Genomic DNA, 11,907 nt, shown 5'->3' with positions numbered 1-11,907 from the left:
GGCCACGCCGAGCTCCTGCCCCATGGCCAGGGGCTCCTCATTCATTGCGTGCTCCGCACGCCCGAATTTCTGGGCCCCGCGCGCCGGCGGCAACGTCTCAGCTGTGGTGGGCCCGGGCGTGCAGGTCCTGGCGCGCGGCGGCGAGCAGCTGGTCCGAGAGGTCCGGGTCGGTCGTGGCGGTCGCGCGGGCGAGCAGGAGGGCGCCGGCCATCTGGCTGAACAGGGCGAGCGCGCGTTGCCAGGCGTCCTCCTCGCTCAGGCCGGTGGCCTCCCGGACGGCTTCGGCGAACAGGCGCATGTTGGTGTTGAGCCCGGCGGTGTAGTCGTTGCGGGCGTCGTCGTTGAGCCGGGGGGCGTCACCGAGGAAGCCCGAGTTGGGGCAGCCGTGGTCCACGTCGGCGCGGTGCTCCGGGGACAGGTACCAGTCGATCTGGCCGTCCAGCAGATCGCGGCCCTGCTGTCGGGAGTGTTCCAGGAGCGCGGCCAGGTTCTGCTCCCCCTTGGCCATGGCCTGGGCGACGACCTCGTCCACGAGCGCCGCCTTGGAGGCGAAGTGGTTGTAGAACCCGCCACGGGTCATGCCGGCGGCCGCCATCAGCTCGACCAGTCCGACGGCCTCGACCCCGCGCTGGCGGAACAGCGTCTCGGCGGCCGCGACGATCGCCTGTCGGTTCGCCGCCACCTGCTCCTTGGAAACCCCCATCGGGCACCTCCTTCTCCGCGCACGAGCCTAGACGATGTCGTTCGACATTGACAAAGGTCGGCGCCGGGCATAAAACAATGTCGAGCGACATTGTCATTGAGTGGAGAAGGAGATCCTCATGAACCTCGCCCCGATGTTCACCCCGGTCCGCATGGGCGACCTGGAACTGCCGAACCGGATCGCGATGGCCCCGTTGACCCGGATGAGGGCCGACAACCCCGGCCACGTCCCGACCGACCTGCAGGCCGCCTACTACGCCCAGCGGGCCACGGCGGGGCTGATCGTGGGGGAGGCCACCGCAGTCAGCCCGGACGGCTTCGGCTGGCACAACACGCCCGGCCTGTGGAGCGCGGAGCAGGTGGCCGGCTGGCGCCGGGTGACGCAGGCCGTGCACGGCGCGGGCGGCCGGATGATCGCCCAGCTGTGGCACATGGGCTCCATCTCCCACCCGGACCTGCGCGCCGGAGCCCTGCCGGTGTCCGCCTCGGCCGTCGACCCCGTCCAGCGCAGCGTCACCGCGGCGGGCCGGGTGCCGACCGTCACCCCGAGGGCGATGTCCCTGGTCGAGATCCACCAGACCGTCGCCGACTACGCCACCGCCGCCCGCAACGCGATCGCGGCCGGATTCGACGGCGTCCAGATCCTGGCGAACTTCCTGTACCTGCCGGCGCAGTTCCTGAACAAGGCCACCAACCAGCGCACCGACGCCTATGGCGGCTCGATCGAGAACCGGGCCCGCCTGACGCTGGAGATCGTCGACGCGGTCGCCACCGCCGTCGGCCCGCAGCGCACCGGGATCAAGCTGAGCCCGATGCACGAATCCGGGCCGTTCCAGGCCAACGACGAGACGCTACCCACGGCCGAGTACGTCATCTCCCGCCTGAAGGGTCTTTCGCACCTGCTGCTGATGGGTGCCCAGTCCGACTTCACCGGAACTCCGCTCCAGCACCTTTCCGGCGACGGCATGTTCGCCCACTTCCGCCCGCTGTTCGACGGGACGCTGATCGCCAACACGGGCATGACCGGCGAACGCGGGGCCCGCCTGGTGGAGGACGGCCTGGCCGACGTCATCGCGTTCGGCCGCCCGTTCATCGCCAACCCCGACCTGCCGGCCCGCCTCGCCGCCGGAGCCCCTCTCGCGGACATCGACTGGAGCACCGTCTACGCCGCTGGCCGCGCCGGATACACCGACTACCCCGCCCTGCAGCCCGCAACGGCCTGACGCCTCCCAGGAGCACACCATGAAGCTCACCGGAAACACCGTCCTGGTCACCGGCGGCACCAGCGGCATCGGCCGCGGCCTGGCCGAGGCCCTGGCCGGCGACAGCGAGGAGATCGGCGTCGAGCAGGCCCGGATCTACCGGGGCAACGCCGGGCCGGGCGAGCACGCCTACGTCAACGAGCTCAACACCGCCATGGCCGGCCAGCTGTAGCCCGGCCCACGCGCCACACGACGAAGGAGCACACGGACCATGAAAGCGATCGGACTGACCCGGTTCGGCGGCCCCGAGGTGCTGCAGGTCGTCGACCTGCCCGAACCCGAGCCCGGCCGCGGTGAGGTGCGCATCCGCGTGCATGCGGCCGCGGTCAACCCCACCGACCTCACCTTCCGCACCGGCGGACGGGCCGCGCAACTCGCCCAGCACCCCGCGCCGTACGTGCCCGGCATGGACGTGGCCGGCGTGGTCGACAAGCTCGGCCCCGACACCGACGCGCGCCTGGCCGTCGGAGACCGCGTGGTCGCCTCCGTCATCCCGTTCGGCCCGCACGGCGGTACCTACGCCGAACAGTTGGTCGTCGCCCAGGAGTCCGTGGTTCCGGCTCCCGAGAAGGCGACCTTCCCCGAAGCCGCCACGCTGCTGCTCAACGCGGTCACCGCGCGGCTGTCCCTCGACGCGCTCGCGCTGCTCCCGGGCCGGCAGCTCGTCGTGCTGGGGGCCGCCGGGGCGGTCGGCGGCTTCGCCGTCGAGCTGGCGAAGCGGGACGGACTCACCGTGCTTGCCGACGCCGCCGAGAAGGATCGGGCGGTGGTCGGGAAGTTGGGCGCCGACCAGGTCGTGCCCCGCCGTCACGACGCGGCCACCGACCTACGCGCCGTGGTGCCCGGGGGAGCCCCCGCGCTGATCGACGGCGCCGCCCTCAACGCGCAGGCCCTCGGTGCGGCCGCCGGCGGCGGAGCGCTGGTCAGCCTGAAGGGCTGGACCGGCCCGGCAGAGCGCGGCATCACGATCCACCCCGTCTCCTCGTACGTCGCGGCCAACGACACCGCTCTGCTGGATCGGCTCGCCCGACAGGCCGAAGCCGGCGAACTCACCCTGCGCGTCGGCGAGGTACTGCCGGCCGCGCGAGCCGCCGAGGCACACCGGCGGCTGGCCGCCGGCGGCGTGCGCGGACGCCTCGTCCTGGACCTCGCCAACCCCCGGTGGTGACCGCCGCCCAGCACCGGGCCACACCCGCAGCCCGGCCGCCGTCTCCACCCACTCCGAACACGCACCGGAACAGGTGACCAGCCATGAGCGCCGAAGAGAAGAACAAGGAACTCGTCCGCGAGGCGTTCGACACGCTGTTCAACCAGCGGGACTACGCCGCCGCCGAACGCTTTTGGTCCCCCGACTACATCCAGCACAGCGCCCACATCCCGCCCGGCCGTGAGGGTGGTCGCCGAACAGATCCGCGCCGTCGTTGGGCGCGCCCCCTGATCCGCCCCACCCAGCCGACCGGCAGGACGGGTACTACCTCGACGTGAACGCCGTATCAGCGCACCTCGCCGTGGGGCAGGCCCCTGGTGCAGGCCGTGGCGGTGGCCACGGCGGCGGGCACGGCATCGACGGCGCACAACGCGCCGCAATGTCAGGCGAGTCGGCGGGTGAACACCCCGGCAAACAATCGGGTTCGAGCGCCGTGTGGTAGTGCGGACACGGCAGCGCACGGAGGATGAGGGGCGTACTTGCGGTGCTCGTTCCAGCGTCGGCTCAGCCCCACGGTTCGGTTGCGACGGCGTACTTGGCGCAGAAGTAGGCGGACGGCGTGTTCACCGGAAGACCACCTCGAACGACCTGATGTGGTGGGCCACCTCCTCGGGTGGCAGGATCGCGGCGTTCTTCTCACCGTCTCCCAGCGGACGGATCTGGCTGACGAACTGCGCGATGGCGAGGGACTTCAGGGCGGTCGCTTCTGGCGGAAGTGGCAGGTGCGCAGCCAGGTGCCACGGCACGCGCGGATCCTGCGGCCGGGCCCAGTGCCACATCCACACCGGATACATCCACAGGGGCACTCCAGTGGCTCGGCAGGCGTCGATGGCCGCCCGACCTGCGGCTTCGTGGTCGCTGCGCAGATCTCCGACCCATGGCGCCACGCACCGTGCGGCCTTGACCTCGCGCAGCAATCCGGCGATGGCCCGGGCTACCGTGTCCTGATACCGGTCCACCTGGGTGTCCGGGACCCCCAGCCGCTCCAGACGCACTTCAGACAGCCCCAACTTCTCCAGTGCGTAAAGGAGTTCACGGTGGCGCATCCGAGCCAGCTGGTCCGCGGCGACCAGCGTGCTGCGGGGGTGGGATCCCTCCCCGTCCGTAACCGACACGATGAGCACCTCGGCACCACCGGAGGCCAGCAGGGCCAGGCTGCCGCCGAAGCCCAGCACCTCGTCGTCGGGGTGGGCCGAGACGACCACGACCGGCCCGTCGGGCGGCGGGATGGGCGGCAGGTGCCGCGGGCCGTACCAGGATGCCCATTGGCCTTCAGGCGTGCCGGGGGCTTCGACGGCGTCGGTGGCGGCTCTCCGGTCGGTGCCACTCATGGCGTTCTCCCGTTGCCGGCCGGCAGGTTGCCGTAACCGTCGACGTCGCCCACGAGTTCGGCCGGCAGGTTGTGGAACGTCACGTCGAGGGAGTCACTGCCGGCCAGGCCCGCCGCCTGCCAGGTCCCGGGCGCAGCCAGCACGGCCCGGTCCCCGACGTGCACGGCGAAGAGCCGCGATCCCTGTGCGGTGTCGGCCGTCACCAGCGCGTGGGTGCAGGTGCGTGCGCCCGAACAGTGCGGTTTGACGCCGGTCAGCCTCCAGTCGGTGCTCCTGCCGTCTGCCGTCAACCCCGAGCCCGGCGGGTGCGCCGCCGGCACGCCCCACCGTTCTGACGGCTTCACCTTGGGTCCGCCCAGTTCCGTCAGGGTCGCCACGGCGTCGACGTGCCCCTCTGCCAAACGGGCCATGCACGGGTCTCGCCTGCCGAGGCGGCACAGGGTGTGGAAGTGCTTTCGGGTCTTCCCATAAACAGGCAGGGGAATCCGCAGTGAATCGCTGTCCACGAGGGCGACGCAGGGACCAGCCGATACCCGGCGGGCACTCTCGGCGTCCGGAGTGCCCGGCGCAACAACGGCGGCAACGCTGCAACCCGCTCCGACGCCGGTGGGGGATGTGGGAGGAGGTTCCACGACGGCTCCTCTCAGACGTGAGCAGACGCTCTCCCAGCAGTCTGCTGCGTCGGGCCCTTCTGCCGCACCTCGTACGGATGCCTGGTCCGCAGACACGGGTGGGACGGCGCGTGGCGACCGGTTTCTCCCGGCACGCACGGCGGCCGGTGCCGGAGCGCCTCGTGGGCACAGTGTGTCCGCTCGGTGGCAGACAGTTCTTCGATGCAGCCCGGAGGATCAGCCGGCCTGTCGGGATGCGAAGGCCGTCCGGGGAGTCACCCTGGAGGTATGGCGCCGGAACATCCCGTGGGGTTGTCTGCCGCGGCGCCGGGCTGCACGCCCAGAGAAGGTGACGTACGCATGGACAGTGGGACCAAGGTCCTCGTGGCTGCCGCCTTGGCCGGCGGCTACGTGCTGGGCCGTACCAAGAAGGGCCGCCTCGCACTGAGTTTGATGTCCACCCTGGCGGGGCGCGAACTAGGACTCGATCCGCGGCGCCTTCTGACCGAGGGCGCCCGCCAGCTCGGTGAGATTCCCCAGGTTGCTGAACTCGGGGAGCAGTTGCGCGGGGAGGTCGTGGAGGCCGGGCGCCGTGCCGTCTCGGCGGCGGCGACCCGCGGCATCGCGACGCTCGCAGACACCCTGCACGACCGCACGTTGGAGCTCACCGAAGGCGAGGAGTCCTCCGAAGGGGATTCCGAGTACGACGAGTACGACCAGGGCGACGAAGAAGAGGAAGAACACGAAGAAGAGGAAGAACACGAAGAAGAGGAAGAACACGAAGAAGAGGAAGAAGAAGCGGCGGAGCGCAAACGGGAGCGACCCCAACGGCGGACGGCCCGCGGCACGGCGAAGCCGCGGACGGAAAAACGCACGTCGAGCACGCGGAAACGGGAATCGGGGGCGGGAAAGCGGGAGCCGAGTACGGGGAAACGGGCCAGGAGCCAGAGCGGTGGCGGGACGAGCAAGACCCGTTCGACGTCCCGGAGTTCCTCCGCCGATGAAAAGCCGAAGACCACCACCAAGAAGACCAGACCCGCGACAGCGAAGAAGGCCCCTGCCAAGAAGACCGCGGCGAAGCGGGCACCGGCCAAGAAGACCGCGGCGAAGCGGGCCCCCGCCAAGAAGACCGCGGCGAAGAAGGCCCCTGCCAAGAAGTCAACGGCGAAGAAAGCACCCGCCAAGAAGTCGTCCGCGAAGAGGCAGACCGCACCGTCTTCTCGGAAGAGCACCGGAAGAGCACCGTCGAGTCAGGGACGCCGGAGGTAGCCGATCATGGCCAAGGTCGCACAGGATGAGACGAAGGCGGAGCTCGATCGGTTGCGCGACGAACTCGGTGATTTCGTGACGGCCTGGGCGGGGCACCTCGCCGAACGGGCCGGGGGCAAGCTGACCGACGTCACAGATCAGCTCTCCGACGTTGCCGACAACGGAGGCTCGCTCGCAGGAGTGGGAGCCGCCCTCCTCGGTGGTGGATCGCCCTTGAAGAAGGTGCTCGGAGGTGTGGTGAAGGGCCTCGGCGGCAACGTGCTGGAGAAGGTCAAGGAATCCTTCGGCGGGGGCGGGCGCTCTTCAGGTGACCGGAAGGTCACCAACATCGTCGAGGTCATCGATGTCGGGCTTCCGGTACGCACCGTCTACAACCACTGGACGCAGTTCGAGAAATTCAGCAGCTTCACCAAGGGCGTGCGTGACGTTTCGACGAGTGACGAGGTAACAACGCACTGGAAGGCCAAGGTTGGCCCGTCGACACGAACATGGAAGGCCACCGTGCTGGAACAGGTGCCCGATGAACGCATCATCTGGACTTCCGAGGGTGCCAAGGGCTCGACGCGGGGAATGGTGAGCTTCCACGAGATCACGTCCGACCTCACGCGGGTCGTGCTTGTCGTCGAGTACTACCCCATGGGGCTCTTCGAAAAGACCGGAAACCTGTGGCGAGCGCAGGGCCGCCGTCTGCGCCTGGACCTCAAGCACTTCCAACGCTATGCCAGCCTTGCCGAAGAGGAGCCGGAGGGCTGGCGCGGCGAGATCCTCGACGGGGAAGTGGTCCTCAGCCATGAAGAGGGACTGGAGGAGGACGAAGCGGAAGGGGATTACGAAGACGAGGAAGAGGAGAGCGAAGCGGACGAATACGAGGATGACGAGGAGGATGCGGAGGGCGACGAGGCAGCATGACACCGCCGCTCCGAGGAGCGCCCTTGGTGACAGCTCGTGCGCGCACAGTGCCTCCGGAATCCGGAATCCGGTATACGGAGGGCGACTGTGCGTATGCCCGACGTCCGGACGACTTCCGGCGGCAATTGGCACGGTCCTCGGCGGAACGCAGGTGGATACCATGGAAGGGCGCCGTGTGCGCGCGGCGCTGAATGTACGAAGTCTCCGATGTCGGAGAGCGCAATGGCCGCAGGCGAAGAGGACCACCCGCAAAGGGCCCGGCGCACGCCCCGGCGACGTGCCGAGGGGGCGGACGGATCTCGCGAAGTGCGCCGCGCTGCGAAGGGTTCCGGCACCGGAGAGAAGCACCGTGTCACGGCCCGGCGGGCCATGCACTACGCGGCCGAGCAACTCCAGGAGCTGCTGGGACGGGCCCCGGAATCCGTATCCGCGGTCACTCCCACCTCGGACGGCTGGCAGGCGGACGTGGAAGTCCTGGAACTCGAACGCGTTCCCCCGACGACGAGTGTGATGGCGAGCTACCGGGTCAAGCTGGACGAGGAGGGCGAACTCGTCGCCTACGAGCGCATCCGTCGCTACACCCGCGGTCAGATCGACAAGAGCCGTTAGTCGGCCGGCAGGACGCGCCACGGAGGGCGTGACGAACGACAGAGCCGCCCGCGAGGCGAACGGGCAGCTGAGAGGAGGCACCATGACTGTGGTGCCGCAGGGTGAAGGAGCACTGGCCAGGAGCAACGGCGGTGGCTCGGGCAACCTCTACGACGTTCTCGACCTGATCCTTGACCGCGGCTTGGTCATCGACGTCTTCGCTCGCGTGTCGTTGGTCGGCATCGAGCTGGTCAAGGTGGACGCGCGCATCGTCGTCGCCAGCGTCGACACCTACCTGCGCTTCGCCGAGGCGTGCAACCGCCTGGACCTGGAGGCAGGCAAGAAGGCGCCCGCGCAACTGACGGACATCGTCGGTGAGGTGACCGAAGGAGGGGCGCACGGCAAGACGAAGGGCGCCTTGTCCGGTGCCGCCGAAGCGATCGGCGACGCGATCAAGGGGCGTAAAGGCGACGAGGACGAGGAGGACGAAGCGGAAGAGGAAGACGAGGAGGAGAAGGAGCCCGTGGCATCGAGACGGGAACGGCCGGCGCGGCGGTCCGCGCGCCGCCGGAGGGAATGAGCCATGACTGTGTACGTCTACTCCGTGGTCTCCACCGACCATCCGCAACGCGTCGACGAACTCGACGGCGTCGGGGACCCCCCGGCGAAACTTCGCACGGTTCAGCACGGCTCACTGTCCGCGGTCGTCAGCGACGCGCCCGAGGACCTGCGCCCCAAACGCCGGGACCTCAACGCCCACCACGCGGTCCAGGAACACTTGATGGCCGACGGCGCGGTCCTCCCGCTGCAGTTCGGCTTGACCGCCACCGACGACGGTGCGGTTCGCGCGGTCCTCGAAGAGCGCGTGGACGCGCTCACCGCCCAGTTGGCGGCGCTGGACAACTGCGTCGAGTACAACCTCAAGGTGGGCCAGGACGAGGAGGTGCTGCTGCGCCAGGTTCTGCGCGAATCGGACCAGGCACGGGCACTCAACGACGAGATCACAAGCGGCAGCAACAACCCCGAGTTGCCACTCGCCCTCGGTGAACTGGTCGTTCAGGAAGTCCAGACGCGCCAGGGCCGACTGGCCGCCGACATCGTGGCCGCCCTCCGCGGATCTGTGCGCCAGGACCACCTGGCAGAGCCGGCGGCCAACGACTTCCTGAACGTCTCGTTCCTCGTGCACCGGGACGACGAACAGGACTTCCTCGCCGCGGAGAAGCAACTCGCCGACGAGCTCGGAGCGGACTTCACGGTCCGGCTCCACGGTCCGCTGCCCGCCTACAGCTTCGTGTGAGGAGGCCGGACATGGGACTGCTGACACAGATCGCGACCCTGCCGCTCGCGCCGGTACGCGGGGTGGCCTGGATAGTGGAACGCATCGTCGAGGCCGCCGAGGACGAGTACTACGACCCGCGCCCCATCCAACAGCAACTCGTCGAGCTGGAGGACGCCCTGCTGGCAGGGGAGATCGACGAGGAGACTTTCGACAAGCGTGAGGACGAACTGCTCGAACGGCTCGAGGAGATCAGGGCGTACCGCGGGACCGCCCAGCCCTGACGGCCCTCTTCCCGCCCCGAACGCGCCGGACGAACCGGTGGGTGAGGAGTGACCACCGTGACCGAACCCGTAGCCCGAAGCATGGGGAACCTCCCCTCCAGGGCCAGCCCGTACGGGCAGGGCTCGTCGGCCAACCTCGCCGACATCCTTGAGCGCGTCCTGGACAAGGGCATCGTGATCGCCGGTGACATCCAGATCAACCTGCTCGACATCGAGTTGCTCACCATCAAGCTACGGCTGATCGTGGCGTCCGTGGACAAGGCGAAGGAGATGGGGATCGACTGGTGGGAGCACGACCCCTCGCTCTCCTCGCACGCCGCGGACGGCCATCACTCGCTGGCCGAGGAGAACGCCCGCCTGCGTGCGGAGATCGAGGCGTTGCGCAGCGGGGAGGAACTGCCGGCTGCCGAACAGCACGACGAACGCAGCGGCAAGCGCGGGGAGTCGAAGCCCCGCAGCAGGAGTCACGACGCGTCATGACCGAAGTCAGCTATGTGTACGGCGTGGCCCGGGACCGTGGCGGCTGCCTGGACGAGGTCGTCGCCGATGTGCCTGGGGTCGCGGATGCGGAGGTGCGCCTGGTGCGCTCGGAGCGCCGCAGGGACGTCGTCATCGCCGCGAGTTCGGTGCCGGCCGTCGACTTCAATGAAGCGGCGTTGCGCACGCACCTCGAAGACCTGGAATGGCTGGAGTCGGTCGCGCGGGCGCATCACCGGGTGATCGAGGCGTTGGCCGCACGCACCACGGTGATGCCGCTGCGCCTGGCGACCGTCTACCTGGACGACGACCGGGTGCGGGCCATGCTCGACGAGCGCCTGGCAGCGTTCGACCGCCGCCTGGCGGACTTGGACGGCCTGGTGGAATGGGGCGTCAAGATCTACGTGGACGTCACCGAGGCGGAGGATGCCGCGCCCGAACCGTCGGCGGGTTCCGGACGCGAGTACCTGAGGCGCCGCAGAGCAGTGCGCCATGCCCATGAGGACGTGTACCGCGCCGTCGAGGAGGCGGCGGCCCGAGTCGCCTCCGTCGCCGGCGGCTACGCCGTCGAACGGGCCCAGCACCGCGCGCAACAAGGCCAACTGCTTGCGGGCCCCGGCGAGAATGTGGTCAACGACGCCTACCTGGTACCGGCCCACCACGCGGAGGAATTCCGTTCCGACGTCGAAAGGTCCGCCCGAGGACTCACCGGAATACGGATCGACGTCACCGGCCCCTGGGCGCCCTACTCCTTCGCCGCACCACCGCCAACCGACACCACCGCGAGGAGCGTGCGGCCGTGACCGGTCCGAGCGACCCTCCGGCCGTGACGACCGGGGTACTCCCACAGCGGCAGGTGGCCCTCATAGACCTCCTGGACCGCCTGCTCAGTGGCGGAGTGGTGCTCAGCGGTGACCTCGTGCTGTCCATCGCCGACATCGACCTGGTACGGATTTCGCTGCGTGCCCTGATCGTCTCGATAAGCGAAGAAAACCCTTCCCCATGGGACACGGCGCTCTCTCCGACGGCGGACTCCCTCGACCCTTATGACTCCTGAAGGCGGCAGAGCCAAGGACCGCTTCGGCGAGGTCGCCGATGCGGCGGCCCGGGCATTCCGCCTGCTACCAGCCGCACCCCACGAACTCAGGCGCCCTCACAACGCCCCAGCTCAGCCTGTGCCGCACAGGATCACCACCGGCCCGGACACCGTGGAACGGGACCTGATCAAACTCGTCCTCACACTCGTCGAACTCCTACGGCAGCTCATGGAGCGCCAGGCACTGCAGCGCGTCGACGCCGGGAACCTCACGGAAGAACAGGAAGAACGCCTGGGAACGACGCTGATGCTCCTCCACTCCCGCATGATCGAACTCTGCGCCCAGTACGACCTGTCGCTCCAAGACTTGAACCTCGATCTCGGGCCGCTCGGCACTCTTCTCCCACCATCCGAATAGGCCCGGGACGCCCTGTGCACCAGATCGAACAAGTGGCACAATTTACACATGTCTCCCGCAGGGCTCTGTGGGAGAGCGGCCGAACCGCTGCGGGTCGACCGAGCCCCGCAAGGAGTGCGCTATGAGCATCAGCAAGAAGGCCAAGGGCGTGGCCAAGACGGCAGAGGGAAAGACCAAGGAAACTGCCGGAAAGATCACCGGCGACAAGGATCTCGAACTGAAGGGCAAGGCTGAAAAGGCTCAGGGGCGGGCACGTAAGACCGTAGAGAAGGGAAAGGATCTTCTTGAGCCCTGAATGAACGGCCGTGACGCGCAAGCAGTACTGAGCATGTCGTAACGCCACCCGAGGTGCGGTTCACTGTGGAAGGCCCCCTTTTGCGGCCCGGATGCTGACCAGGTCGATCGCCCACCGCGACCAGTCCGGTTCGCCGCGGGCGCCGAGTTCATCGAGGACGACACGGTGAAGCCGGGCCCGGTCCCGCTGACGGCTCCACTGGGCAAGGAGTCGGTAGACCGTATGCCGGCACGGTCCGAACA

The 11,907-nt window shown here is 68.9% G+C and carries 18 protein-coding genes; 15 read left to right on the top strand and 3 right to left on the bottom strand.

Features of this window, described 5'->3' with window-relative positions:
• Positions 1 to 97: 97 nt before the first annotated feature.
• Positions 98 to 703, bottom strand: coding sequence for a TetR/AcrR family transcriptional regulator (locus CG747_RS40280; protein WP_100606857.1), 606 nt, complete (start codon positions 701 to 703; stop codon positions 98 to 100).
• 118 nt (positions 704 to 821) lie between these two features.
• On the opposite strand from CG747_RS40280, the gene CG747_RS40275 reads away from it, so the two are divergent.
• The 4 genes from CG747_RS40275 to CG747_RS40260 all read left to right on the top strand — a co-directional run bounded on the left by CG747_RS40275 (position 822) and on the right by CG747_RS40260 (position 3,449).
• A complete protein-coding gene (locus CG747_RS40275; RefSeq protein ID WP_100606856.1) occupies positions 822 to 1,925 on the top strand; it encodes an alkene reductase in 1,104 nt (367 codons plus the stop codon).
• A gap of 19 nt (positions 1,926 to 1,944) precedes the next feature.
• Positions 1,945 to 2,136, top strand: coding sequence for a hypothetical protein (locus CG747_RS48910; RefSeq protein ID WP_219621611.1), 192 nt, complete (start codon positions 1,945 to 1,947; stop codon positions 2,134 to 2,136).
• A 39-nt stretch (positions 2,137 to 2,175) separates the two neighbouring features.
• Complete coding sequence (locus tag CG747_RS40265; RefSeq protein WP_100606855.1) at positions 2,176 to 3,132, top strand: alcohol dehydrogenase catalytic domain-containing protein; 957 nt, start codon at positions 2,176 to 2,178, stop codon at positions 3,130 to 3,132.
• Positions 3,133 to 3,215: 83 nt separating this feature from the next.
• Complete coding sequence (locus CG747_RS40260) at positions 3,216 to 3,449, top strand: hypothetical protein (protein WP_100606854.1); 234 nt, start codon at positions 3,216 to 3,218, stop codon at positions 3,447 to 3,449.
• 285 nt (positions 3,450 to 3,734) lie between these two features.
• On the opposite strand, the gene CG747_RS40255 is transcribed toward CG747_RS40260, so the two are convergent.
• The gene (locus CG747_RS40255; RefSeq protein ID WP_100606853.1) at positions 3,735 to 4,502 is read right to left on the bottom strand and encodes a PIG-L deacetylase family protein; all 768 of its coding nucleotides are present in this window, start codon (positions 4,500 to 4,502) and stop codon (positions 3,735 to 3,737) included.
• The gene (locus tag CG747_RS48525; protein ID WP_180985923.1) at positions 4,499 to 4,912 is read right to left on the bottom strand and encodes an acyl-CoA/acyl-ACP dehydrogenase; all 414 of its coding nucleotides are present in this window, start codon (positions 4,910 to 4,912) and stop codon (positions 4,499 to 4,501) included. Before CG747_RS48525 ends, CG747_RS40255 begins: the two co-directional genes overlap by 4 nt.
• A gap of 489 nt (positions 4,913 to 5,401) precedes the next feature.
• Between CG747_RS48525 and CG747_RS48520 the strand changes: the two genes are divergently transcribed.
• The 11 genes from CG747_RS48520 (at position 5,402) to CG747_RS40195 (ending at position 11,665) form a co-directional block, all read left to right on the top strand.
• Complete coding sequence (locus CG747_RS48520; protein ID WP_180985922.1) at positions 5,402 to 6,382, top strand: histone protein; 981 nt, start codon at positions 5,402 to 5,404, stop codon at positions 6,380 to 6,382.
• A 6-nt stretch (positions 6,383 to 6,388) separates the two neighbouring features.
• On the top strand, positions 6,389 to 7,291 hold the full coding sequence (locus tag CG747_RS40240) for an SRPBCC family protein (protein ID WP_100606850.1): 903 nt from the start codon (positions 6,389 to 6,391) through the stop codon (positions 7,289 to 7,291).
• 222 nt (positions 7,292 to 7,513) lie between these two features.
• Positions 7,514 to 7,900, top strand: coding sequence for a gas vesicle protein (locus tag CG747_RS40235; RefSeq protein ID WP_180985928.1), 387 nt, complete (start codon positions 7,514 to 7,516; stop codon positions 7,898 to 7,900).
• 82 nt (positions 7,901 to 7,982) lie between these two features.
• Positions 7,983 to 8,459: a gas vesicle structural protein GvpA gene (locus tag CG747_RS40230; RefSeq protein ID WP_100606848.1), complete on the top strand. Its 477-nt coding sequence runs from the start codon at positions 7,983 to 7,985 to the stop codon at positions 8,457 to 8,459.
• 3 nt (positions 8,460 to 8,462) lie between these two features.
• On the top strand, positions 8,463 to 9,176 hold the full coding sequence (locus CG747_RS40225) for a GvpL/GvpF family gas vesicle protein (RefSeq protein WP_180985921.1): 714 nt from the start codon (positions 8,463 to 8,465) through the stop codon (positions 9,174 to 9,176).
• A gap of 11 nt (positions 9,177 to 9,187) precedes the next feature.
• A complete protein-coding gene (locus CG747_RS40220) occupies positions 9,188 to 9,439 on the top strand; it encodes a gas vesicle protein GvpG (protein WP_100606846.1) in 252 nt (83 codons plus the stop codon).
• Positions 9,440 to 9,520: 81 nt separating this feature from the next.
• The gene (locus CG747_RS40215) at positions 9,521 to 9,919 is read left to right on the top strand and encodes a gas vesicle protein (protein WP_100606845.1); all 399 of its coding nucleotides are present in this window, start codon (positions 9,521 to 9,523) and stop codon (positions 9,917 to 9,919) included.
• Positions 9,916 to 10,719, top strand: a complete 804-nt coding sequence (locus CG747_RS40210; RefSeq protein WP_100606844.1) for a GvpL/GvpF family gas vesicle protein — start codon at positions 9,916 to 9,918, stop codon at positions 10,717 to 10,719. Before CG747_RS40215 ends, CG747_RS40210 begins: the two co-directional genes overlap by 4 nt.
• Before the next feature lie 23 nt (positions 10,720 to 10,742).
• On the top strand, positions 10,743 to 10,973 hold the full coding sequence (locus tag CG747_RS40205) for a gas vesicle protein (RefSeq protein ID WP_257981050.1): 231 nt from the start codon (positions 10,743 to 10,745) through the stop codon (positions 10,971 to 10,973).
• On the top strand, positions 10,963 to 11,370 hold the full coding sequence (locus tag CG747_RS40200; protein ID WP_100606842.1) for a gas vesicle protein K: 408 nt from the start codon (positions 10,963 to 10,965) through the stop codon (positions 11,368 to 11,370). Before CG747_RS40205 ends, CG747_RS40200 begins: the two co-directional genes overlap by 11 nt.
• A gap of 121 nt (positions 11,371 to 11,491) precedes the next feature.
• Complete coding sequence (locus CG747_RS40195; protein ID WP_100606841.1) at positions 11,492 to 11,665, top strand: CsbD family protein; 174 nt, start codon at positions 11,492 to 11,494, stop codon at positions 11,663 to 11,665.
• The last annotated feature ends 242 nt before the right edge of the window (positions 11,666 to 11,907 follow it).

The organism is Streptomyces sp. CB02959 (assembly GCF_002803155.1).
Taxonomy (GTDB): Bacteria; Actinomycetota; Actinomycetes; order Streptomycetales; family Streptomycetaceae; genus Streptomyces.
This window is presented reverse-complemented; position numbering and strand designations above follow the sequence as displayed.